Annotated in this window: 18 protein-coding genes; 11 read left to right on the top strand and 7 right to left on the bottom strand. The window is 40.2% G+C overall.

Annotated features, from left to right (window positions below; genetic code table 11):
• Positions 1-25 precede the first annotated feature (25 nt).
• Complete coding sequence (menD, locus tag FD723_RS09710) at positions 26-1,780, bottom strand: 2-succinyl-5-enolpyruvyl-6-hydroxy-3-cyclohexene-1-carboxylic-acid synthase (protein WP_179065154.1); 1,755 nt, start codon at positions 1,778-1,780, stop codon at positions 26-28.
• Positions 1,781-1,947: 167 nt separating this feature from the next.
• Here menD and folB point away from each other — a divergent pair, with 167 nt between their 5' ends.
• The 3 genes from folB to FD723_RS09695 all read left to right on the top strand — a co-directional run bounded on the left by folB (position 1,948) and on the right by FD723_RS09695 (position 5,397).
• Positions 1,948-2,316: a dihydroneopterin aldolase gene (folB, locus tag FD723_RS09705; RefSeq protein WP_179065153.1), complete on the top strand. Its 369-nt coding sequence runs from the start codon at positions 1,948-1,950 to the stop codon at positions 2,314-2,316.
• Positions 2,317-3,244: 928 nt separating this feature from the next.
• Positions 3,245-4,525, top strand: a complete 1,281-nt coding sequence (locus FD723_RS09700) for a diguanylate cyclase domain-containing protein (protein ID WP_179065152.1) — start codon at positions 3,245-3,247, stop codon at positions 4,523-4,525.
• Positions 4,526-4,836: 311 nt separating this feature from the next.
• Positions 4,837-5,397 (top strand): sugar O-acetyltransferase, encoded by a 561-nt coding sequence (locus FD723_RS09695; protein ID WP_179065151.1) that lies wholly within the window; start codon positions 4,837-4,839, stop codon positions 5,395-5,397.
• Between the two features lie 3 nt (positions 5,398-5,400).
• Here the strand turns inward: FD723_RS09695 and FD723_RS09690 are convergent, their stop codons facing one another.
• Entirely contained in the window at positions 5,401-5,781 is a 381-nt protein-coding gene (locus FD723_RS09690) for a calcium-binding protein (RefSeq protein ID WP_179065150.1), read from the bottom strand.
• Between the two features lie 329 nt (positions 5,782-6,110).
• On the opposite strand from FD723_RS09690, the gene FD723_RS09685 reads away from it, so the two are divergent.
• Positions 6,111-7,475, top strand: coding sequence for a cytochrome P450 (locus tag FD723_RS09685; protein ID WP_179065149.1), 1,365 nt, complete (start codon positions 6,111-6,113; stop codon positions 7,473-7,475).
• Here FD723_RS09685 and FD723_RS09680 read toward each other — a convergent pair.
• Entirely contained in the window at positions 7,466-10,789 is a 3,324-nt protein-coding gene (locus tag FD723_RS09680; RefSeq protein ID WP_179065148.1) for a DEAD/DEAH box helicase, read from the bottom strand. The genes FD723_RS09685 and FD723_RS09680 overlap by 10 nt on opposite strands.
• A 123-nt stretch (positions 10,790-10,912) precedes the next feature.
• Positions 10,913-11,344: a hypothetical protein gene (locus FD723_RS09675; protein WP_179065147.1), complete on the bottom strand. Its 432-nt coding sequence runs from the start codon at positions 11,342-11,344 to the stop codon at positions 10,913-10,915.
• Between the two features lie 155 nt (positions 11,345-11,499).
• On the opposite strand from FD723_RS09675, the gene FD723_RS09670 reads away from it, so the two are divergent.
• From FD723_RS09670 to FD723_RS09660, 3 genes are all read left to right on the top strand, one after another.
• Positions 11,500-12,072: a Uma2 family endonuclease gene (locus tag FD723_RS09670; protein ID WP_179065146.1), complete on the top strand. Its 573-nt coding sequence runs from the start codon at positions 11,500-11,502 to the stop codon at positions 12,070-12,072.
• Between the two features lie 51 nt (positions 12,073-12,123).
• On the top strand, positions 12,124-12,924 hold the full coding sequence (locus FD723_RS09665) for an Rpn family recombination-promoting nuclease/putative transposase (RefSeq protein ID WP_179065145.1): 801 nt from the start codon (positions 12,124-12,126) through the stop codon (positions 12,922-12,924).
• A 132-nt stretch (positions 12,925-13,056) separates the two neighbouring features.
• Positions 13,057-13,377 carry a hypothetical protein gene (locus tag FD723_RS09660; RefSeq protein WP_179065144.1) on the top strand — a complete coding sequence of 107 codons (321 nt, stop codon included), beginning with the start codon at positions 13,057-13,059 and terminating at the stop codon, positions 13,375-13,377.
• A gap of 151 nt (positions 13,378-13,528) precedes the next feature.
• On the opposite strand, the gene FD723_RS09655 is transcribed toward FD723_RS09660, so the two are convergent.
• From FD723_RS09655 to FD723_RS09645, 3 genes are all read right to left on the bottom strand, one after another.
• Positions 13,529-14,764: a DUF445 domain-containing protein gene (locus tag FD723_RS09655; RefSeq protein WP_179065143.1), complete on the bottom strand. Its 1,236-nt coding sequence runs from the start codon at positions 14,762-14,764 to the stop codon at positions 13,529-13,531.
• Between the two features lie 120 nt (positions 14,765-14,884).
• Positions 14,885-15,589 (bottom strand): bifunctional demethylmenaquinone methyltransferase/2-methoxy-6-polyprenyl-1,4-benzoquinol methylase UbiE, encoded by a 705-nt coding sequence (gene ubiE, locus FD723_RS09650; protein ID WP_179065142.1) that lies wholly within the window; start codon positions 15,587-15,589, stop codon positions 14,885-14,887.
• A gap of 185 nt (positions 15,590-15,774) precedes the next feature.
• Positions 15,775-16,713, bottom strand: a complete 939-nt coding sequence (locus tag FD723_RS09645; protein ID WP_179065141.1) for a response regulator — start codon at positions 16,711-16,713, stop codon at positions 15,775-15,777.
• A 526-nt stretch (positions 16,714-17,239) separates the two neighbouring features.
• Here FD723_RS09645 and FD723_RS09640 point away from each other — a divergent pair.
• From FD723_RS09640 to FD723_RS09625, 4 genes are all read left to right on the top strand, one after another.
• Complete coding sequence (locus FD723_RS09640) at positions 17,240-18,328, top strand: RuBisCO accumulation factor 1 (RefSeq protein ID WP_179065140.1); 1,089 nt, start codon at positions 17,240-17,242, stop codon at positions 18,326-18,328.
• A gap of 461 nt (positions 18,329-18,789) precedes the next feature.
• A complete protein-coding gene (gene aqpZ / locus FD723_RS09635) occupies positions 18,790-19,563 on the top strand; it encodes an aquaporin Z (protein WP_179065139.1) in 774 nt (257 codons plus the stop codon).
• A gap of 393 nt (positions 19,564-19,956) precedes the next feature.
• Positions 19,957-21,084 carry a succinylglutamate desuccinylase/aspartoacylase family protein gene (locus FD723_RS09630; RefSeq protein ID WP_179065138.1) on the top strand — a complete coding sequence of 376 codons (1,128 nt, stop codon included), beginning with the start codon at positions 19,957-19,959 and terminating at the stop codon, positions 21,082-21,084.
• Between the two features lie 113 nt (positions 21,085-21,197).
• Positions 21,198-23,654 carry an ATP-dependent helicase gene (locus FD723_RS09625; RefSeq protein ID WP_179065137.1) on the top strand — a complete coding sequence of 819 codons (2,457 nt, stop codon included), beginning with the start codon at positions 21,198-21,200 and terminating at the stop codon, positions 23,652-23,654.
• Positions 23,655-23,766: the final 112 nt, after the last annotated feature.

Below are 23,766 nucleotides of genomic sequence, written 5' to 3'. Positions count from 1 at the left end.
TTATAGAATACAACATGAATCGTCGTTAAATCGCAACATCTGCGGCAAACTTTTTTAAATTTTCTTGTCGCCACTTGGCATCAGCTTTGCGATTTGTCTGCAACTCTAAAACTCGAATTCCCTTAGTCAGAAGTGGGTTTAGTCTTTGCTGCAACTCCTCCCAAGAAGTAATCAATTCATGCTGCACATTGTAAGTTGCACACAACTGAGCAAAATCAATATCCTGGGGAGTGCCAAAAAACTCTTCAAATGGTGGATCAAACTTGGCAATGGGTAACATTTCAAAAATCCCACCGCCGTTGTTATTTATTAACACAATCGTCAAATGTCCCACAAACTTATTGCGGATTAAAAAACCATTAGTGTCATGCAACAGAGCTAAATCTCCCGTTAACATCACACTACTTTGCTGGCGATGGGCAATTCCTAAAGCTGTGGATAATGTGCCATCTATGCCATTTGCACCTCGATTAAAGTGCGATCGCACTCCTAAATTATTCGGTTTCCAGAAATATTCTACATCCCGCACAGGCATACTATTGGCAATAAACAGAGGCGTTCCAGGCGGTAAAATCTGAGAAATTAACCAAGCTGCTTTACTCTCAATCATTTCATCTATTTTCCCCATCGTCTGGTCAACAACTAACCTGACTTTAGTTTCTGCATCACACCATTGCTTTCCATAGTTTGAAGAAAAAGATAAATTTATCTCTTCTGCTTTGATATCTTCTACAGATATGCGTAAATGCGTCGTTCTCCCATGCAAAGGGTCGAGGTTTTGGTCGCTGGGATCAATTACCCAGCGTCGCGGTTGGGTTGCATCGATCCAGGTACGTAGTTCTTTACTAGTAGGCATTTCACCCACCTGAATTACCATTTCGGGTGCTAACTGCTTTGCTAGTTGCTGATTTCGCAAAATCAAGTCATAAGTGGAAATTAAATAAGGGTTGAGTTCGGCATAATTTCTCACTGGGGAGAGTCCCTCAGCTAGCACAGGCCATTTGAGAGTTTGGGAAAGGCGCGCGATCGCTCTACAATATTCCTCTGGTTGCGACGGTTGGGCAACACCTGCGATGATGATACCGCGATCGCATTCTTTCCACTCTTTGGGAATTGGGCATAGGGAATGGAGAATAGGGAATGGGTTTGCTATTCCTGCAAAAAAGTCTTCTGGGTGAAACTGCGATTGCAAATAACTCAAGTCAGTTCCATCAGGAACAGGCGCTAAGGGATCGCGAAAGGGAATATTCAAATGTACTGGCCCCTTTGTAGGAGTTTGTGCCCTTTCCCAGCTATGAATTACCGTTTGTCGCAGGTAAGCTAGCATTCCCAAATCAGATGAGGGTAAGGCTAACTCTGTTTGCCAATTTGGGTAGTTGCCATATAATCTCAATTGATCTACAGTTTGCCCAGAATGACAATCTCGCAATTCTGGCGGTCTATCGGTGGTCAATAGCAACAGTGGTACGCGACTTTCTTTCGCTTCAATGACTGCTGAATAAAAGTTTGCCCCTGCTGTACCAGAAGTGCAAACAACTACCACAGGGCGTCCGGTTGCTTTCGCTTGTCCCAAAGCGAAAAAGGCGGCGGAACGTTCATCAAGAATGGAAATCGCTTCAATCTCAGGTACTTGTTGAGCAAAGGCGATCGCTAGAGGTGTAGAGCGCGATCCAGGGCAAATGATGGCACAAGTCAATCCCAACCGCTTTAGTGTCTCTGTTAAAATATAAGCCCAAAGTTGATTAACATTCCTATAAGCGATCGGCATTAAATCAAACATAGCTATAAAACAATCTTAAATTTTAGATTTTGTCTAGGGAAATTCAATTTAAAATCCATCAATGCGGTGATGGAACCCAACACCGCCAGGCGAGTTTCTGGAAAAGAAAATCTCCAAGCAAACTTGCTCAACTTTCTACAAAATGCCCAATTTGCTCTCAAACTTTTATGGACTGCATTCATTTAACGGGAATTCGCGGCTATGGCTACACTGGATATCTACCAGAAGAACAGGTGCTAGGACAATGGTTTGAGGTGGATGTGAGGTTATGGTTGGATATCTCCACAGCGGCCAAGACTGACGCGATCGAAGACACTTTAGATTATCGCAGCGTCATTAGCTTGATACAACATCTGATCAAAACGTCTAAATTTGCTTTGGTGGAGAAATTGGTAGCAACGATCGCAGATTCTATCCTCCAAGAGTGCGATCGTGTAACAAAAGTTCAAGTCACTCTCAGCAAACCTGCCGCACCTATTCCAGACTTTGGTGGCAAAATTAGCATTGAATTGACTAAAAGTAAGTCCAATCTATAAAGCACAAAATGTGTTTTTTTCAATATCTACAAGCTAGTAAAAAAAGGGGTTATATGGAGCGTAGAAGTATCTCACAAAGAGAATTTTTCCTGCCATTCCCCCTAGCATTGGCTCACGATTAAAAAAACACAAAATTCCGCGATCTGCTGATGAGTATTTAACTTGCACATTTTCAGATCGTAAGATTTTTGATTGAATAAGAATTCAGAAGTCAGAATTTAGGAGCAAAGCAATAAAAGCTCTGATAAGGCTTCAGAATCACTCTCGTCGGGGATTCAGAAGTGAATTATAGCTCCTGACTCCTGAATTCTTTCTTGTTAAGAATTAACTAGCAGCGGTGAATATTTATAAGTAATACTATTTCAATCAAAATTCAATATTTAAGACAGTTTCAGACGGTAATTTAGACCCAGACTGAGAAAAATATTTCTGGATAAAGTGATATTGAACTCTTAAATTTTAGATAGTTATTAATGTTTAATATCAATTGATCAAATGGTACATTATGATATGATATACGACACACTCTATAATTTTCTTAACTTATATTAAAGTAGTATGTCGTGATCTTATGAACTTTTATTCTTGATTAATTTTTACATAAATACTATACTTAGCATTTATGCTTCTCCGAAGAAAAATTATTGTATACGTTTTAAAATCAGTCATTGAATGCTTACAATTACATGGTAATTTGAATAGATGTTAATAACATGGTATTAACTGCATGGAGCAATCATAATTAGCTTTGACAAGCACAGAAATTACTGGAGGTTAATAACATGACGCTATTTACTCGTTAATTTAGTATTGATATCAAGCAAAAAGACAGGTTACTTAGATATTGTTTATGATAAAATAATTACTTTTCGATCGAGTTTGACACTGACAGCAAAAATCTGAACCTTAGCAAACAGGTTATTGTAACATGCTCGCCCGCAAAATCCTAGTTGTTGAGGATGAAAAAATTCTCGCCTCAAATATTAGAAAAAGTTTACAAAAACTAGGTTATTCCGTTTCAGAAATAACTAAGTCTGGTAAAGAGGCAATAAAAAAAGTAGCAGAAACTCATCCACATTTAGTATTAATTGATATTTGCCTAGCTGGGGAAATTGACGGTGTACACGTAGCAGATATTATCCAGAATCACTTTCATGTACCTGTAGTATATCTAACAGAGTGTTTGGAATATAAAACATTACATAAAAATCAGCTAAGTGAGCCTTTTAGCTACATAGTCAAACCAGTTATTGAAAGAGATTTACATTTTGCGATTGAAATGGCTCTGTACAAACATCAAAGCAAAAAGATATTATACGAAGAAAAACAGAGGCTAGCGACAATTATTAACAGTATGGGCTGTGCAGTGATTGTGACTTATGCAAATGGTTCTATTCAAATGATGAATCCCATCGCAGAACGAATCACTGGTTGGAAGCAAAGTGAAGCGTTTGGTAAAGATTTAGTAGAAATTGTTAACTTAGTTGACAAAGATGTAGGAGAAACAATTGAAAATTTAGCCACAGATGTAATGGAAGCAGGTGAAATTTTCAATTTACCAGAAAACTGTACACTGATTACAAAAGATGGTAGAGAAATAGCGATTGGGGATAATATTTCACCCATCCGCGATCGAGATGGTAATATTACTGGCGCGGTTTTAATTTTTCAAGATATCACCAAACGCAAGCAGACAGAGGCGCAACTGATCCGTAATGCGTTTTATGATGGGCTGACAGCATTACCGAATCGTGTTTTATTCTTAGATCGGCTCAGACAAACTATTGAACGTAGTAAACGCAGAAGCGATTATTATTTTGCAGTTTTATTTTTGGATTTAGATGGTTTTAAAGAGATTAACGATCGCTTTGGGCATGGAATCGGGGATGATTTTTTAATAGCGATCGCTAGACGTTTAGAGTCGTGTTTACGTGGTGGCGATACTGTAGCACGATTTGGTGGTGATGAGTTTACAGTTCTTTTAGAGGATATTAAAGACATTACCGATGCTACCAATGTTGCCAAACGTATTCAAGACTCCCTACGATTGCCAGTTAACCTCAATGGATATCAATTATCTACTACAGCTAGCATTGGTATTACTTGGAATTTTAGTAATCATGAGGAGCCTGCAACTTTGCTACGGGATGCTGATATTGCTATGTACCGAGCTAAACGCCAGGGAAAAGCTACTTATGCCATATTTTAGTTAATAGTCCTTTCTACTGCCAGTTCAACTTGTCGCACCAGAATTAAGAGACTTCGGCGCAGCAAATCTCTTAGGAATCATGCTCCGGGATTGGGGACTAGAAAGAGTTTTCTCAATACTGCGTAGGTTTTGCATTTTTAACTCGGAATTGGGTTTTGGGAAAAGGTTAAAGGTTTTTTCCTTCCCCTTTCCCCTTAACCGACAAGTATTGAGAGTTTTCTTCTCTAGGAGACGCTAGTAGTCTGAATCTCCGAATAATTTTCCCAATCAAGAGTCCCTAATCCCCAGTCCCTTTTTCAAATAAGTCAGTCATGGAAAAAACTGAAAAACAGAAAATGCTCGCAGGCGAATTATATTTGGCAGAAGATCCAGAATTGGCTGCCGAAAATAAGCGAGCTAGTCGTCTGTTGCGGAGGTACAATTCTACAACCGAAGAACAGCAAGAGCAACGACAGCAAATTTTGCAAGAATTATTTGGCAGAATCGGTGAAAAAATAGTAATTGTGCCACCTTTTCACTGTGACTATGGCAGTAATATTTTCGCTGGCGACAAATTATATATGAACTATGGCTGTGTAATTTTAGACTGTAATCCAGTTCACATTGGTGAAAATGTCTTGTGCGCTCCTTATGTGCAAATTTATACTGCTTATCATCCTACAGAGCCAGAAATTCGTCTTTCTGGCAGAGAATTAGCTGCTCCAATCAACATTGGTAATAATGTCTGGATTGGTGGCAGTGCAATTATTTGTCCAGGTGTAACTATTGGTGATAATACAACCATTGGTGCTGGCAGTGTAGTTGTCAAAGATATACCTGAAAATGTTGTCGCTGCCGGTAATCCCTGCCGCGTCATTCGCTATTTGTCCTAGAATTTAAAATTTATATTCTCTAGCAATCCAATAGAGCCAGTCTGCGATCGCTTCTTGAGTTTCACTGTCAGCGTCAATAGCTGCTATTTCAGACAACCTTGCAGAATATACATCATCATCCTTACCATTAATATAAGCAACTTCTACAAACATATCTTTTAAGCACTCATCATCTGGGGCCATTCCCAAGACTTCGACTTGTTTCTCCTCGGCGGCAGCTGATTTGCGTCCTTTCTTAGTCCATTTTGCCAGAAAGGGAAAATTTAGAGTCTCTTCGAGGTAATAGTACCAACCCATAGCCCTGTCTTCTTTGTCTTCAGCATCTACAATAATCTCTGTTTTAATGCGATGCTCTCGGTTTTCGTCGGCTTCAACACTAGGCATAAAATGACACGTTGCATATAATACGTTTTGATAATATTAGCAAAGTCTTGACTAGGAATAATTTTTCTCAAACATAGTTAAATATATCTAATGCTGTGTCAGCTTGATTACTTATTAAACTCCAAGAACCCCAAAGAGCCAAAGCTACCTTTAATGTCTCTGCCTGAATCTGCACACTACGGTGTATAAACAAGTCTGATTCCCTAATGAAGAGATTATGTTTTACCCAGCAAAACTCTACCGCGATTGGTAACTTAAATTTGCAAAGCCTAACTGCGCTTTACAATTAAGTAGATACTGTAGCTAATTACTGCTGGAGGTACTTAAATATGCAGAAGTTAAAATCCGCCGAGGAAATGCCTGGTAGCTATGGTTTTCCCATTTTAGGCGAGACTTTGGAAATATTTCGGGATTTAGAACTGTATATATGGCGACGATTCCAGCAGCATGGTTCAGTTTTTAAGACGAGTGTCATGGGATACAAACGTGCTTATTTAATCGGCCCTGATGCTAATCGGCTGGTGCTGGTAGAACAAGCGGAAAATATGTCGTCGCGAATCGGTTGGTATTTCCTAGAATCAACATTTGGCAACAATATTTTATTACAAGATGGGGAAGAACATCGGCTCACCCGTCGCTTGATGTATCCAGCATTTCACGGAAAAGCGATCGCTACATACTTCGATACTATTCAAAATATTGTGCAAGACTTCCTCAAAGATTGGGGAGAGCGAGAAACGATTCCTTTAAATTCTAGTTTCCGCCAGCTGACTCTGATAGTTGCGACTCGCCTGTTCTTGGGAAGTCAGAACAAGAGCGAAGTTGAGCAAACCAGTCAGTGGTTTACACAACTGATAGATAGCAGTATGGCGATAGTCAAATGGAATGTCCCTTTTACTTTATATGGTCGCGGTCAAAATGCTAGGGGTAAGTTAGTGGCTTTCTTACGTGAAGTAATCGCCCAACGTATGGAGCAAGGTAACTTAGAAGAGTCAAAAGATGTGTTGGGATTACTTTTAGCGGCTGTTGATGAAGACGGTAATAAATTGAGCGAAGCACAGGTAATCAACGAAGCATTACTACTGCTGTTTGCTGGACATGAAACTACAGCCTCCTTGCTGACTTGGGTAATCTTTGAATTAGGTAATCACCCAGAATGGCGAGAACGACTACGCCAAGAACAATTAGCAGTTGTGGGAGATAATTCCCTTAGCTTGTCCCATCTCAAACAACTTCCACAGTTAACCAACGTACTAAAAGAAGTAGAACGGCTCTATCCGCCAGTGTATGCCTATAACCGTGGAGTTCTCAAGGATATTGAGTATAGAGGCTATCGTATCCCAGCAGGTTGGTTTGTGACTATCTCACCCATGCTGACTCACCGTTTACCAGAACTGTACACCGATCCCGATCGCTTCGACCCCGATCGCTTTGCACCACCTCGCGAAGAAGATAAGAAACATCCTTTGGCACTAATGGGTTTTGGTTATGGTTCGCACAGTTGTTTAGGTATGGAATTTGCCCAAATGGAAATGAAAATTGTGCTTTCCACACTGCTTCGTCATTACGACTGGACAGTAAAACCGGATTATTCTGCGATCGCTCCAGTTCGTCAGCCTTCTAAAGTTAAAGATACTCTACAAGCATATATTGAACCTTTGGTGATAACGCATCCCTTGAAGAGTCAAACATAAATATTTGACGAAACAAATCGATTTTCCGCATCTAGCATAAAGTCATAGGTATTTAGAAAATTAGACTGCCACTTCTCAGGCTTTTGGCAAATTGCGAGTGGAAATCCTGCTAAATCAAACCATTGAATATCATCCCCAATTTCTACTGTTACTACTCTCCAATTTTTACTTAGAGCTTTACTGAAATCTTTCAGCAGATTGACATTAATTTGATTAGCAGGTTTGGGAGTTGGTAAATGTCGTTCAACACTGGAAAATGATTGTTCTACCCAGTTTTTGATATTAACTGCATTAAGATATTCATTTGGCTCCGATTCTCTTTCGCGAATATACTGATAGTAAGTTTGCGCTAATTCTTCAGCTTGTTTACGAGTTGTTACATCTTCTACTTTAGCAAGCAAATATGCAGCTACAGGATCTAAGGTTCCCCATACAATAAGTTCTTTCATCCAGAAAACAATCCAAGGTAGCCCAATTTGTGACCAGTTTTCCAATGATGATTCAACTAACTCGCCACCAAAAGCTTCATCTATTGCTAGTGCAATAACACTTCCTAAGCCCCAGTTAAATCTATATCCAAAATTTTGACTAATATATGAATGCCATCTTGAAATTTGAGTCGGTTTCGGTTTTTTAATTGCTTTATTAGGGTCAAGCCACCATCCTAATATTTCATTCCAAGTAACATTTCCTGACGTGTCATCTAGTTTAAACTTCGATAAACTGGTTAAAATAATAACTATATTTTGAATATAATTAAAGCGTTTTTCTACTGTCCAAATAGCATAATTTCCACCCAATGCTAATTGTTCTTTAAGTCTAGGATAAATAGTTAAAAGTTCATTTCCAGCACGCGGTGGCAGACTGGTACGATACAAACGCCGACGCTGTGAATAATTACTATAAATTTCTGTTTTTAATGCTCTACCTCGCTTGATAAATAAATTTTCTAATCTTTCTTGTTCGAAACTAGCATAATATGCAAAGCTTCGCCGCCAAATTTTTTGAAGTTGCTCTTCCAACTCATTAGGGCTTAAATCTTTTGCTGTTAGATGCTCAATTTCGACAATTGCAGACAGTAAAATACTATCCAGTGAATCTAGAGTTTCAATTGCTGATGATTCTGCTTCAGAAAGCTTATTGTTGTAAGATAGTGGTGCAGTCCAGAATAGATAAGGGCGAACACGCTTTCCAGAACTTTTGTGTGTTTCTAATGTACCAGCAGGGGGATATGTTAGAAATGGACTCTGAATGAAGGGTGTGGCTTGACCATCTTCCTCAAATCTTAATCTTCTACCATCAAGTAAGTCATAGTTTATTCTAAATCCTCTTCCTGTGAGACATTCAAGCCGGCCTATTAATTGGCGTGTACTTCTGTAATATGTCTTTGCTGGGCTAGCATTGGTTTGATTCTCTATCCAACTTGCTAATGCTACTTCTGTTTCTGAAGCAACAGCGGATAGCGCAACAATTCGGCTGTGATTTTGTTCTACATAGGTAAACAGTCTTGCACCTAAAGATTCCAAGCGTAAGGCTCTATTTTCAGCTTTCTGCAAAGAATTTTTATTACCATCAAATTGAACTGTATGGGCTTCATCAAGTACAATAAGCGACACTCTGCGGATAAATAGAGTCCCTAGAAATTTCATCAAAGCTTCTGCTTTTTCATAAGTGCAAATTAAAACTGTTGGCTGTTCTGATGTCAGCCATACATCTGTTGGACCCCAGTCAGTACCTCCATATAAACCTGTAACTATGACATTGTTATTAGTGGAGCGCTTTAAAACACGAGACAAACTTGATTCAACTTCTGTAGCAAGCGCTCTGCTTGGCACCAAGTAAATTACTAAAGGAGCAGAGTTACTTAAGCTCTTAGAGTTTGTTGTTTCAAAAAACAAACTTTGCAAAATTGCAATTTCAGCTATCGTTGTTTTTCCTGAACCTGTAGGGGTACAGAGTGCAAATGATTCTGCTGTTACCAGTCGTTCAATTCCACAAATTTGAGAACGCCATGCTAAAGCTTTACACTTTTGATAACTTTGACGTAAATAACGTTCTAAGAAATTTCTACCATTTGGAGTAATCATCTGAGAAAGCAATTCTAGATGATGTCGTAGAGAAGTTTGTATATATACAGACGTAACTTCAGCACACAATTTTCCTAAAAGCCAAGAATAAGTGTCGTGTCCATGAAGAAGCACCTTAGCAATATCAGAAAGCTTTTCAATAGCTCTTTCTAATCTTGGTTCATTTCCCCAGCGCATTTTTGCACATAAAATTCCTAAAGAACTAGCAGTTTCTTTAACAATCAACTTGTTAAACCTGTCAGCACCTGTATCAGCGTCATCCCAAAGAAGACTTGTTTCAGTTTGGAAATTTGATGATGTTGCAGTTGCCCAATATTCTGTCAGCTGTTGCAATAAATTGGGAAAATCAGCTTTTAGCAAAGAACGTAAAATTTCTGACTCTACTCCCTCACTTATATCTTCATTGAGTAAACCCGCAGCCCTAGCAGGATAACCAGCAAGTTCATATACAGCTGCTGCAAGTAAACGAATTGGTAAAAAATCCGGGTTTAGTTGGGGATGAGATAGCCATTCAAATAACTCACCAGCCCGTAGCATTCCATTACGCCAATTAGTATCTCCAACTTCTCGCTGGATAAATGCAGCCTCAACAAGGCGCATAGCATCATTTAATCGTTCACCCGCTTCATCTTCTCGCCACCCAGTTAATCCCTTTCCTCCTGCGCGAAGTCTGGTATGTTGGCTATAAAGTTTTGCAATTGCTGGTGTTAGTCTGCTACCTGCCAGATTATTTTGTAGTTCTTTCGCTAAAGCAATGACTTCGTTACTTGGTTGAGTCATCTCATTTTGCAGAACTTCTCCCTCTACTATGACATCAGAGTTTGCTTTTTCAACCTCTGAATCATCTGGTTCTTGAACTGTCTGGGTAGAAATATTTACTGAAGGTGTTACAATTGCTGGCTGATTATAGACAGTTGTAACAAGATTTTCAACTTCATGAAGATGAATTTCAACTGCTTCAAGTCTTCTTCCTGCTGTATATTCTTCGTGTGGTTTTTCGGGAGATATCCATGTGGGATTTTTAACAGGATGTTTACCACATATATAACTAATTAAATCACAGCGTTCATAATTTATATCAACTTTTTCTAGCCACAAAACTCTTAGAGAATTAACCCATTCAGATGAAAAAGGATCATCGTAATCCTGCAAAATCTCAATTATTTGTGGGATATCAACAGGTTTTATATGAGGTACACTTGCCTTTTTATGTGCTTCAGCTATCATTTCTGTATAATGATTAGTTGTGCATTTAGCTTCACAAACTAGAGAAGCAATAATTACTCCTTCACTGTTACGTAAAAAAGCAAGACAATCATCACCTGTACGTCCAGGGCGCTTTTTTGCAATCTATTCAGTTTGATTTATAAATTCTAAATGCTGAAACTCAACTAGATGAAATCGAAAAAGAAAAGCAGGAACTTCCCAATCATCCTGCCCAAAAGGAGCAAAATTCTCAGCAATGATTCCTGAAAATATCTCTCCAAAATAACCTTGACGGGATATAATATTAAGACGTTTAGGATAGCCATAGCTTGGATCGCTTTCTGAAAAATCCCCAAATGGAAAAAGAGAATTTCCTGCTAATTTACGAAGACGATATCGAGCATCTTCATGGGATTTTTGAACGATTAATATTAATTCATTGATAATTATATCTCGTTGGCTTTTATCTTCTTTGAGGAGACGATGTGTGTACCGCTTATCTTCAGATTCACTAACTGAGTTAGATAACCACTTTGATATTCCGTTAAACCTAGTTATTTTTTGTCTTTCTTTCATTTAACATACTCTCTAAATATTAATCAGATTTACAATATAAGCTTTTAACTTAGATAATTTTAAAAGGATATGTAAAATTTAATACTAAAATATTAATAACAACCTAGTATATCAACCAAGTGCTACGCTAAAGCTAGCAAGCTTGAGAGGTAACTATGACTGCCCTGATTCTGAACCTCAGCCCCACCATTGAACTAACAGATGAGCAGTTCTTCCAAGTGTGTCAAAATAATCGAGATTTGCGACTTGAGCGCACGGCAGAGGGAGAATTGATTATCATGCCACCAACTGGATGGGAAAGCGGAAATCGTAATAGTAGACTGACACAGCGTTTAGGTAATTGGACTGACGCTGATGGTACAGGACTGGCTTTTGATTCTTCCACAGGTTTCAAACTTCCCAATGGTGCAAACCGTTCTCCTGATGCATCTTGGGTGAGTCGCAAGCGATTAAAAACTCTGAATCCAGACCCCGACAGATTCCTGCCGCTCGCTCCAGATTTTGCGGTAGAATTACGCTCTGCTTCAGACAGCTTAAAAACTGTGCAACAAAAAATGCAGGAGTACATTGAGAATGGTGTGCGTTTAGGTTGGCTGATTGATCCGCACCAACAGGTGGAAATTTACCGCCCAGGACAGGAAGTTGAGGTTTTGCGATCACCTACCAGCTTATCAGGTGAGGATGTATTGCCTGGGTTTGTACTAGATTTAACACAGATTTTGAGTTAGGCGATCGCTCTTTCAAACAAGCTTTAGCTCATGGAATGGTAGGATTTTTGGATGTTTGATAATATCTGTAAATTCCTCGCCGAAAACTTTTCCACCGACTTTGCTACCTGGCTGTTAGGAGAACCAATTTCCCTGACTGAGTTAAGTCCTTCTGAACTCTCGCTAGAACCCATTCGAGCCGATGCGCTAATTTTATTGGAATCAGCAGAGCTAGTGCTTCACCTAGAGTTTCAGACTCAACCCGATGTTAATATCCCATTTCGCATGATTGATTATCGCTTGCGAGTCTATCGCCGCTTTCCCCAAAAGCAGATGCGTCAAGTGGTGATATACCTTAAAGAAACAAGCTCAGAACTCGTGCAACAAAATACTTTTAGCATTCCTGGTACTCGCCACGAGTTTGAGGTAGTTCGACTATGGGAACAGCCGACAGAAGTATTTTTGCGCTATCCAGGTTTATTCCCATTAGCGGTGTTGGGTCAAACAGATGACCGTGCAAGTACATTACAGCAAGTAGCACAGGAAATCATCGGGATTCCTGACCAACGTTTGCAGAATAATGTCGCAGCTGCCACGGCAATTTTAGCTGGTCTAGTATTAGAGAAAGAGTTAATTCAAAGAGTATTACGGAGAGATAATATGCGCGAATCTGTAATTTATCAAGAGATTGAGGCTGAAGCTCAGGCAAAAGGTAGAGCCGAAGGTAGAGTCGAAGGTTTACAAGAGGGGATTCGGCAGGTTGCAGTGAATCTGCTCAAAAGCCAAATGCTGTTGGCAGAAGTGGTAAGAGTCACTGGATTATCAATCGAGGAGGTGCAGTTGCTACAAAAAGAGATAGAAGGTGATTTATAGACTATTTAAAACTGTCAAATCTACCAGTATTCAGAAGCGATCGCCTAGTGTGCCAAGGCGATCGCTTTTTTAGGATTTATACTGGACTGGCACTACTAAAAGTAGACCTAACTAGATTTTTTATAGATATATATGGTAAGAATACCAATTGGTACAAAAACTTTTGGAGCCATCAAAGCAATTGAATCAACTCCACTTATTACTCAGTTTTTTATGATAGGTTATGTACCAATTATCCCAATTAAAAGTTTTTATTTATTGCATGAATATGAAGTTGAAAGAGGATTATTAAGCCATAAACAAGAAATGCATATAATTAATTTAAAAAATATATCATTTATATCTGTAGGTTTTGCGTATCTCAGAGCTTTTTTCATAATTTCAGCGTTTTTTTCTATAGCCTATTTATTGACTAGTCAAGGAAGCAGTCAAAATATATTAATCCCTGATTAATATAAAAAATCTCCTACTAGTTAAAATTCGTGCCGCTATTGGCTGCAAAGAAATAAAGCTAAATAAAGCCCTAGATTTAATTCAAGAGCTTTTAGTCGAAGATATAATCAATCAAGAAAAGTGACCCAAAATTCATTAACAACTAACGATACTACTGTTGAAACAATACGAAAAACATTGTCTGTAATAACCCGATAACAAAACCCAAAACACCACCTAAAGTCACAATCGCCTGCAATTCGTTTTTCACAATTCCCTCAATGGCAGCTTCTAAATCAGCCGGTGAAGTTGATTTTACACGGTCAACTATTACTTCATCTATCGACAAAATTGGAATTACCTGGGTTACAATTGCTTCCAAATCTTTTTCCAAATACTTATCTAAAATTAGAGCCAGTTCTTGACTCATCACTTCTAAAGAAGTACTGACAACTGGTGAAGTACTAAGACGATTCAGCAGCACTACAGCAATATTTTCCCAATCAACAGAATCAGTTAATCCTTGTAAAAAATCGCTACCACTATTTTGTAGGTAATGACGGACACTTTCGCGGGTGGTCTTTCGGAGTTGACGTACCGTCCCCATTGGCAAGTTTTGTAATGATAAATTTTGCAGTAATTTCCGAATGCGATCGCGCATTTGCAAATCTTGAATCAATTCCTGCAAGCGAGTATTGGTAGCCTCTTTTTCATCCAAGCAAAAAGTTCGTAGCCGTGTGAGAGTATTACGTAAGCCAAATAAATTTGCTACTACCCAATAAGTCCCACTGGTTTTTTCGCGGAAGCCTTCATCGATAATTTGAATCGTGCGATCGGTTAAAAAATCAACTATGGCTTGGCGTAGCATATCCGGCGGTAAAACTACTTGCAATAACCAGTCAGCCAGACGCGTAGCTTGTTCTTCGCTTAGTTGAAATTCCAGCAATATCTGGTCAAAAATTTGATTGATTTGCGCTTCCAAAAAATCTTCCCGTCGCGCCAAAACCTTAAGTAATCGTGGCAAAGATTCCCCTAGTAAATCCCGCAAAATTCCCGCAACAATTTTGGCACTTTTCTGGTTTTTATCTGTTTTGATTTGTTCAATCGCCAGCTGCAATAACCAAAGAATTGCAGCTTGCACGCGTTCTGTTTGCAACAAACGCCGCGCCAGATTTTGTAATTCTTGTGGTGTCAATAGTGACCCCATGATTGTATTGGAAATGTTCTTAGCCAGACGTTCCTGGTTGCGGGGGATCAATCCAGGGGTGAAGGGTACTCTTCGTCCAGCAATGTAAATTGCTCGGTAAGGACGGAACAACATTTTTATGGCTATATCATTTGTGAAATAGCCAATAATTCCACCCAGTACCGGGGGAGACACATAAAGCCAAAGATGAGACCAGTCCAAGGGAAGAATTAAAAAAGTTAGGAGGTTAGAGCTTAGTGTTAGGAGTTAGGAGTTAGGAGCTAGGAGTTAGGAATGATAAATTTTAAATGAGAATTTATCACTACTCATAATTCATAACTTTTAACTAATAACTCCTAACTTACTAAGCACTAACACTCCCATCATACCGTTCGCGATGGGGTAGTGTGTGGCAACAGCAAAACCAACTTGACGAGCTAACTCTATTTGCTCTTTGCCAATGGGAAAGCGGTCTAGGCTGGGACTAATGTAAGCATATTCTTCTTTTAAACCCAAATAATTGGCAACTGGCACCACAAAACCGTCCAGATAGCACTGCTGAAAGATACGTAGTTGAGGATTACTCGGTCGATGAAAGTCTAAAATGGCGGCTTTAGCTCCCGGCTTCAAAACACGGTATAACTCTTGGAGACTGCGGGGAATATCTTTAACATTTCTTAAACCATAGCCCATTGTTGCGGCATCAAATTGGTTGTCGTCAAAGGGTAAATTTAGCACATCAGCTTCTATCCAGCTGATAGCAGGTTGGGGGTACTGCTTTTGAGAGCGTTCTTTAGCATTTTCGAGTAGGTTTGGGGAAAAATCCACTCCGTACACCTTGCCTGTTGCTCCCACACGCCGCACCAAACGCAAGGCTAAATCACCACTACCGCAACACAAATCTAATGCAGTATCTCCCGGTTTAGCTGCACTCCATTTTACTGCCATTTCCTTCCAGATTCGATGCTGTCCCAGACTCAACCAATCGTTCAATTGGTCATAAACTGGAGCAATACGGTTAAAAATGGACTTAATTTCGTTACTCATTTAATATTGGGCATTGGGCATTGGGCAAAACAGTTCCGTTAGCGGATAGCTAGGGTTGAGCCAGTTCCGAGTTCCCAGTTCTGAATAAAGAAATAAGATTCCCCACTCAGCACTCAGCACTCAGTACTCATTACTCAGCACTTTTGAGGGGCATTGGCTGTTGACTAATGACCAATGACTAATGACTAATGACTACTAGTCAGAGCGATCGCCACTAGTTGTGCTGATAAATTAATTAGGGTTAATTCATCTTCTCGTAAAGTGCAGGGTTGTTTCCACTGTAGTGATAATACGCCCAAAAGTTCATTACGGTAGCTAATGGGAATCACTAAATGTGCTTGCACTCCTGTATTTTGGTAGTGAATAGCATCAACTAGTTTAGTGTCTTTCAGTATATTTAAGGAAACTTGCATTTGCCCGGTGGCGATCGCTTCCCTTGTGAGCGGGTCTTGAGATAACCAATTTTCTATTGTACCTGTATCGCTGTAACTTCCTTGAGTCGTAACCAGAGTATTTCCATCTGTAAGTTGTAGAATACAGCCATCTGCCCCAAAAGTCTCACTCACAGCCCTAGCAATTGGAGCAAGAGTTTCCTCTAAGCTAGAAGCTGCTTGAGTTACCTGTACCAAAACACTCAATAGCGCCATTTGAGCATGAGCGCGGCGTAATTCTTCTGTGCGTTGCTTGAGCAAGTCGTAGGTTTCTGCTGCTCTTTGCACCACTGCCTTCAGCTCCCCTGGGTCCCAAGGCTTGGTAATATATTTGTAGACTTGCCCCGCATTAATGGCTTCTACCAAGTCTTCAATATCAGTAAATCCGGTGAGAATTATTCTTACCGTATCGGGAAACTGAGGTACTGTTTTGCTGAGAAACTCAGTTCCTTTCATTTCTGGCATTCGTTGATCGGAGATAATCACCGCTACCTCGCCTTCTGCGGCCAAAACTTGTAGGGCGTTTACTCCACTATCAGCTTTGAGAACATTAAAGTCGCGTCGAAATGTGCGATAAAGTAGATCGAGATTATCTGGCTCATCGTCAACTACTAAGATTTTCAGCTTTTTTGGTCGTTCGAGAGTCATAACTTGATACTGGACTTTATCAATTTCGAGACTGGGATTATCCATAAGATATTTCCTTTAAATATTCACTCTCTTGTTATATTCCATACCAAGTTTAGTTGAGAATAGCTGAAAATTGCCAAGGGTTTATACGGAGTTATTTTGCATATTTTAAAATGCTAAGAGTGAGCGCTACAGGGGAAATTTACTTGTCCACATATCAAAATTAGAAAAAATCGTAAAGTAAGAACCAACTAAATCAGTTTAACTGGCTGTTTTCATTATGGATGAGGTAGGTTAAAAACCTCCTTATAGCGCCATACGCTTGGGTTAAGGGCTAATGGTAACAATTTTGGGTTTTCGAGACGCGATAAATCGCCGTCTCTACAAGGAGTCATTTACTATTTGTCTCCCTTGTCGCCCTTGTCCCTCTTTCATGCAAGGCTTTTGAAACTTGTTTCATCGGGACTGCCTCCAAGATAAGTTTCCACAGATGAACTCAAGGCAGTAGGTCTGGGTAGTTCATAGATTAGAATAAGACTTGCTCATGAGGTGTTAATTAACCTCTCAAGTTGAAGCTCGCACTCTGATTATGACTGATCTACCACCCAACGCTCAGAATCCCGAAGACAATGCTAATAACGATGTAGCACAAGAGTTACTGCGAAGGCTGAGGCAAAAACAAGGTAACTGGGTGGAATGGGGAACAGCGATCGCCTCGTTACTAAAAGCCGGTTACAATCCCCAAGACATTTTTGAGGCGACTGGATTTGAACCAATTCAACAAAATCAGGTGGTTGTTGGTTCTCAAGTTTACAATTCTTTGGAAAAGTTTGGAGTATCGGAAGCAACGCGATCGCACTATACTACACGCGGTAGTGATGTTTTATATGAACTGCGTTTACTGACTCAAGAAGAACGGGCCGCCGCCGCCGAACTGATCTTCGTCCACAACGTTGATGCTGACGAGGCACGGGAAATAGCAAAAGCCCTGAAAGAGTTCTCCTATTACCGCACTTTACCAGAAGGCTTTTCTGCCCATCCTGGGGATGCTGTTGCTCACCAAGTTTGGAAACTGGCACGCCAAAATGCAGATTTACAACAGCGATCGCGCCTAATTGCCAAAGGGTTACGCTTTGCTCACACGCCAGGTGCAAGGCAAAAAATCGAACAATTACTGACTGATTTTACTACCGTTCCTCAGCGTCCAGCGCCAATTTTACCCTTTTACCGTTTGGAATTTGAAGAACAATTACCCCGAATCTTGCCCGTGGTAGGCGAGTTGCCATTGTCAAAACAAGACTTGCAAGCAGTGCCCATATTGACAGAAATTGAACCATTTCGGATGGTCAAGTTTTCTGGAGAACAAGCTTGGGTACCTTTACCAGGTTGGCAAGTGCTTTTGGCGGCAGAAGATCCAGTAGTAATTTTAGCGAATAGCGATCGCTTCCCTATCCAAACCCAAAACCAAACAGGGCCAGTCGTAGTAGTAATAGATCGTGCCCAACGACAATGGGATGCCTCCAGCTACTTTGTTGTTGAAAATGCTGGTGAATTAGATTTTCAATGGTTTGAAACTGAGCCAGAAGTTCCTCTACTAGGTCAAATTATCATCATCGTTCGTCCTAAGAAAATTCTGGATGAAGAATTAACTAAAGATTCCTGGCAGATTGACGAATAAATTCAATTTTCAATACTGTTCGGTTCAGGAAAGAGACGCGATGAATCGCTGTCTTTACAGTAATTCAGTCTTTTGTCTTAACGGCGATTTATCGCGTCTTTGCGATCTATAATTTTCATCAAAAAACCTCAACCGAACCGTATTGATTCAATTTTTAGACTCCCACACCCGGAAGGTGTGGGAGTCTTGAAGATTATATTAACTAGAACAAGAATCTTAATAAATCAATATATCAGGGAAGCAAAATTCTTAAGAAATTAAGTATTTTTTTTGTTATTTTAGCTTTTCCGCTATCTTCATATTCTATCACCACAATTTTTGAGTAAAAAACAAATTACTATTGTTTCGATTTAGTTTGATTAACGAAACAAACACGATGCATTTCCTGTTGAAATGAATAACTCAAGCATTGCCCAACATAGCTATCACTCGTTTGTAGCTGAACAAGGAGTTTTCCGAACATGTCTCTAACTAAACGTTGCTTGGCTGAATTTATTGGTACATTCTGGCTTGTTTTAGGTGGTTGTGGTAGCGCTGTTCTAGCCGCAGCCTACACAGCGGATGCTGCAAAAATCAGTGAAAATACTTCTTTTCCATTGGGTATTGGATTAGTCGGTGTATCTTTGGCATTCGGGCTTACCGTCCTCACCGGAGCTTATGCTCTTGGTCATATTTCTGGTGGGCATTTCAATCCAGCTGTTTCTTTTGGATTGTGGGCAGGTAGGCGCTTTCCGGCGTCTGACTTACTACCTTACATCGTCTCTCAAGTAATTGGTGCAGTTGTCGGTGCGGGCATTATCTACCTAATTGCTAGCGGCAAAACTGGATTTACCCTAACTGGCTCCAACCCTTTGGCCACTAATGGCTATGGGAATCACTCTCCAGGTAGTTACACGCTATTTTCTTGCTTGATTACTGAAGTTGTAATGACTTTCATGTTTCTGCTGATTATTCTGGGTGTAACTGATAGCCGCGCTCCTAAGGGATTTGCACCCCTAGCAATTGGTTTTGGACTCACCTTAATTCACCTGATTAGCATTCCTGTAACCAATACCTCAGTTAATCCTGCCCGTAGTACGGGAGTTGCTCTATTTGCAGGTGCAGAACTTTTTTCGCAAGTCTGGCTGTTCTGGATAGCTCCGATCTTGGGAGCTATTTTAGCAGGATGGTTGTATGTAGCTGTCTTTAGTGAATCAACCGTAGGTGAACGACAAAACGTCAAAGAGCTAGTCTAAAAGTCATTTTCAACTGTACAATTTGCCCCAGTATTTCTAGCTTTTATCGGCAGTTCATCAATCTTCAGTTGAAGTTGCGTAGGTACAATCCGCATTGGGTATGGCTTGAGATTTCGTTTTGAGATTCCTTAATAATCCTCCGACTTAGAGAGCAAATGAGCCAAGCAAAATTTGTTTTGTCGGGGGATTATTAATTTTATTTCTAGGATAAATGCTTAAATATATATTTACTAACCAGGAAAACTGTATGTCTTCAAAAAATAGGAACAACTTACAATACTGTTCGGTTAAGGTAAGAGACGTGATAAATCGCCGTCTCTACAATCATCAGTCGGCCATTTATTTCGGTACAGATAAAGCGATAATTTACTCAAATCATCACTGAGTTGTTTCATGCTACCAGTTATTGAAAAAATTGTATTACGTCAAATGGCTTCGGGCGATCGCCTGTTTCTCCAAGTTTACAAGTTCGTTGGCGCTAAACCTGGTAAAAAAGTTTACATCCAATCTAATCTACACGGTGCAGAAATTGCTGGTAATGCTGTTATTCACCAACTAATTGAGTTTTTATTAACAATAAATGATACAGATTTAACTGGAGAAATTTGGCTAGTTCCCGTTTGTAATCCAATGGGGACGAATGAGCGCGCTCATCATTTTTCCCCTGGACGTTACTGTATTTACGAAGCTAAGGACTGGAATCGCATATTTTGGGACTACGAAAAAGAAGCTGATAATTTAGTAGCTTTTACTAAATCTCAACTTCATATCGATCTAGAGGTCGTTCGACAAAATTATCTAACTATAATTAAGCAACAATTCGCAAAAATTTTAGAAAAAATTAATTCTCCTAATTCTGTTCCTTATACTGAGCTTTTTGGCTACAAACTACAAAATCTCAGTTTAGATGCAGACTACTTAATTGATTTACATAGTTCTACCAATCACGCTGTAGACTACCTTTATTACTTCCGAAATCGAGAAGATAGTGCAAAATACTTCCTGCTTGATTTCGGAATTTTACTTGATAAATATGATGGTGATGCTTTTGATGAAGCTTTTATCAAACCTTGGTTAGCATTGGAAGCTTGTTTTAAAAGCTTTGGTAGAGAAATCAAGTTTGATGTGGAAGCTTGGACACTAGAATTGGGAACAGGAATGCAAATGAACTCTGATTCAGTTGCTAAAGGTGTGCGGGGTGTAAAAAATTATTTAGCGCAAAAAGGTGTACTGCAAATTCCTAATTCATCGAATGATACAAAAAACCATGAGATGACTTTTGCATCCAGCAGCAACCGGAAAAAATATTATGCGATCGCAGGTGGCATGATTCAATCTAGAATTGAGTTAGGTAGTAGAATTAAAGCTGGAGAAAAGCTGTATCAAATTCTCAGTTTTAATAAAGAAGGAAAGTTGCCTACTGTAATTGATGTTTGCGCTCAACAAGATGGATTAGTTTATGATGTCGCAACTAATCAAGCTGTGAATGAAGGTGAATTTGTATTGGGAGTTATTAGTTAGTAAGCTAAGATTGAGTTTAGAAGATATACAAGACAATTAGAGATTCTGAATCCGTTTAATATATGCCATACAGTTTTGGAATCAAATCCAAAATCTAAAATCTAAAATTTTATATGTCCGACTTTAATTTTACTATTCCTGTTGTTCAAGAATTACTTGACTCAGAATTGTCTGAGCGATCGCCTGTTCCTTCTTTACAAGAGAAAATTCTCGCAATCCGCAACAGTCTACGCCCTGGACAGCAGCAAATGGCTGACTGGCAATCTGGGCCTTTGGCGATTTCTGCCGTTCCGGGTGCAGGGAAATCTACGGGTATGGCGGCGGCGGCGGCGATCGCGATCGCCCGTCAGTATGAGCGTTCATCTTCTCGTCGTCAGTTGGTAGTCGTTACCTTTACCCGCTCTGCTGCTGCCAATATTAAAGCCAAGATTCGCAAATTTTTACGAGATGATTTACATCTACCCCAGACGGGCTTTTTTGTCTATACCCTGCATGGTTTAGCGTTGAACATTGCTAACCGCCATTCTGATTTGTCGGGTTTGCAGTTAGAAAATGTCACATTAATTACACCAACCCAAAGTCACCGCTTTATCAGAACTGCTGTAGAACAATGGATTGCAAATAATCCAGACCGATATTTGCGGTTATTAGAAGGTCATCAATTTGACGGAGAAGAGACAGAAAGGTTGCGTCGTCAATCGGTGCTGCGAACAGAAGTATTACCAGAATTAGCAAATACGGTAATTCATGAAGCAAAAAGTTCTGGGATATCACCAGAATTGTTACGTAAGTGGAGTAAGCAAACCACAGACGAATATGGAATTTTGAATGTCGCGGCGGGATTGTACGAACAATATCAAAACTTAATGCGATCGCGTGACTTCATTGATTACGACGATATGATTTTAGCCGCACTGCGCGTTTTAGAAAATGACAGTGCCCGTCGCGTTGAGCAAAATCAAGTATTTGCCGTCTTTGAAGATGAAGCCCAAGATTCTAGCCCTCTTCAGACGCAGTTGTTAGAAATTTTGGCAAGTGATGGGGGAGATGAGGCAGGGAGCAGGGGGCAGGGGGCAGGGGGCAGGGAGAGAATAATAACTCCTCAATCATCAATCATCAGTCATCAGTCAACACTCAATTTAGTCCGAGTTGGCGATCCTAACCAGGCGATTAACTCTACTTTCACCCCAGCTGATCCAATTTATTTTCGGCAATTTTGCGAAGAGTGCGATCGCATCGAACGATTGGCAACGATGGATCGAGCCGGTCGCAGTACTAGAATTATCATTGAAGCCGCTAACTTTGCCCTCAAATGGATTAATAATCAGTGGTTAGCGGCAACCAACAACAAACAACAAACTCAGGGTAATCGACAAGTACCATTTCGCTTGCAGACAATTCGCCCCGTAGAAGCTGGCGATCCGCAAACTAACGCCAACCCCGCACCAGTAGGGCGAGGACTGGAACTTTATACACCCGATGATATTCATCACACCGTTAAATTGTTATCTCAAAGGGTAATTGAGTTATTTGGCGAAGACCCAACAAAAAATAGTGCAGCAGTTTTAGTCCGAGAAAATCGTCAAGGAAGATGGTTAACAGAGGCTCTGACATCTGTATGTAAAGAGCATAATATTACACTTTATGATGTCGGCGAACGCGATCGCCGTTCCCATGTTCCTCAAGAAATTTTGGCATTATTGCAATTTTGCGATCGCCCCCACTCCCCCGATTACCTCAAAGCCGCCCTAGAAGCATTAGTACAGCGCCAGTTAATTCCTACCCAAGACCTCAACGCCCTTGCTAGTCTTCCAGAAGAGTTTTTGTATCCTGGCCCCCTAGCAGCACCCCAGCCAGAAACAGTACAAAAAGCTGCACGCTTATGTCGTAGTCTACTCCGCGCTCGTTTGGAATTGCCCTTATACCAGCTAATTTCCTTTCTGGCTTTGACCTTAAATTACGATCAGGCAGAATTGGCAACAGCTGACAAACTCGCAGAACGGGTTAACCAGCAAATAGCTGGCAACAGTTCGATGGGGGGAATGCTTTCAGCTTTAAGTGAAATCGTTAGTTCCGAACGTTTTGAACCAGTGGAAACCGAGGATTCAGAAGAACGTTACACCCGTCGCGGCCAACTGACGATTATCACCATGCACAAAGCAAAAGGGCTGGATTGGGACTATGTATTTCTTCCCTTTCTCCACGAAAACTTGATTCCTGGGAGATTTTGGGTTCCTCCCCAAAGCCAATTTTTAGGCGACTTTACCTTATCAGAAGTAGCCCGCGCCCAAATTCGCGCTACTCTCCATGAAGAATCTGTCATACCGGATGTTAGTCAGGCATGGGAGGTAGCAAAAAATTTGAAAACATCTGAAGAGTATCGTTTACTCTATGTTGCCATGACACGAGCCAAGCTGCTGTTGTGGATGTCTGCGGCACAGAAAGCCCCCTTTACTTGGAGTAAACCGGACAATTTACAAGAACAAGCTCCTTGTCCGGTGTTTCCAGCCTTAAAACGCCAGTTTCCTGAATGTGTGATTAATTTAGCAGTAATGAGCAAACAAGCCTGATGAAAACTTCGAGACGCGATAAATCGCCGTCTCTACAAGTGTTTTGCGCTTATCTGAACTGTATTGTGGTGTATACTTCGCGATCGCTCCAAAAACTTGCCGCCAAATCCCG

It is taken from the genome of Nostoc sp. C052, from assembly GCF_013393905.1.
GTDB lineage: Bacteria > Cyanobacteriota > Cyanobacteriia > Cyanobacteriales > Nostocaceae > Nostoc.
Note: the sequence above shows the minus strand (reverse complement) of the source record. Positions and strands in the feature narration are given on the sequence as shown.

What these genes read in the sequence shown, in the direction of transcription:
- FD723_RS09680 (WP_179065148.1), bottom strand. Translation starts at nt 10,789, where the DNA reads ATGATAGCTGAAGCACATAAAAAGGCAAGTGTACCTCATATAAAACCT.
- FD723_RS09675 (WP_179065147.1), bottom strand. Translation starts at nt 11,344, where the DNA reads ATGAAAGAAAGACAAAAAATAACTAGGTTTAACGGAATATCAAAGTGG.
- FD723_RS09670 (WP_179065146.1), top strand. Translation starts at nt 11,500, where the DNA reads ATGACTGCCCTGATTCTGAACCTCAGCCCCACCATTGAACTAACAGAT.
- FD723_RS09695 (WP_179065151.1), top strand. Translation starts at nt 4,837, where the DNA reads ATGGAAAAAACTGAAAAACAGAAAATGCTCGCAGGCGAATTATATTTG.
- FD723_RS09625 (WP_179065137.1), top strand. Translation starts at nt 21,198, where the DNA reads ATGTCCGACTTTAATTTTACTATTCCTGTTGTTCAAGAATTACTTGAC.
- FD723_RS09640 (WP_179065140.1), top strand. Translation starts at nt 17,240, where the DNA reads ATGACTGATCTACCACCCAACGCTCAGAATCCCGAAGACAATGCTAAT.
- FD723_RS09645 (WP_179065141.1), bottom strand. Translation starts at nt 16,713, where the DNA reads ATGGATAATCCCAGTCTCGAAATTGATAAAGTCCAGTATCAAGTTATG.
- FD723_RS09660 (WP_179065144.1), top strand. Translation starts at nt 13,057, where the DNA reads ATGGTAAGAATACCAATTGGTACAAAAACTTTTGGAGCCATCAAAGCA.
- folB (WP_179065153.1), top strand. Translation starts at nt 1,948, where the DNA reads ATGGACTGCATTCATTTAACGGGAATTCGCGGCTATGGCTACACTGGA.
- FD723_RS09665 (WP_179065145.1), top strand. Translation starts at nt 12,124, where the DNA reads ATGTTTGATAATATCTGTAAATTCCTCGCCGAAAACTTTTCCACCGAC.
- aqpZ (WP_179065139.1), top strand. Translation starts at nt 18,790, where the DNA reads ATGTCTCTAACTAAACGTTGCTTGGCTGAATTTATTGGTACATTCTGG.
- menD (WP_179065154.1), bottom strand. Translation starts at nt 1,780, where the DNA reads ATGTTTGATTTAATGCCGATCGCTTATAGGAATGTTAATCAACTTTGG.
- FD723_RS09630 (WP_179065138.1), top strand. Translation starts at nt 19,957, where the DNA reads ATGCTACCAGTTATTGAAAAAATTGTATTACGTCAAATGGCTTCGGGC.
- FD723_RS09685 (WP_179065149.1), top strand. Translation starts at nt 6,111, where the DNA reads ATGCAGAAGTTAAAATCCGCCGAGGAAATGCCTGGTAGCTATGGTTTT.
- FD723_RS09690 (WP_179065150.1), bottom strand. Translation starts at nt 5,781, where the DNA reads ATGCCTAGTGTTGAAGCCGACGAAAACCGAGAGCATCGCATTAAAACA.
- FD723_RS09700 (WP_179065152.1), top strand. Translation starts at nt 3,245, where the DNA reads ATGCTCGCCCGCAAAATCCTAGTTGTTGAGGATGAAAAAATTCTCGCC.
- ubiE (WP_179065142.1), bottom strand. Translation starts at nt 15,589, where the DNA reads ATGAGTAACGAAATTAAGTCCATTTTTAACCGTATTGCTCCAGTTTAT.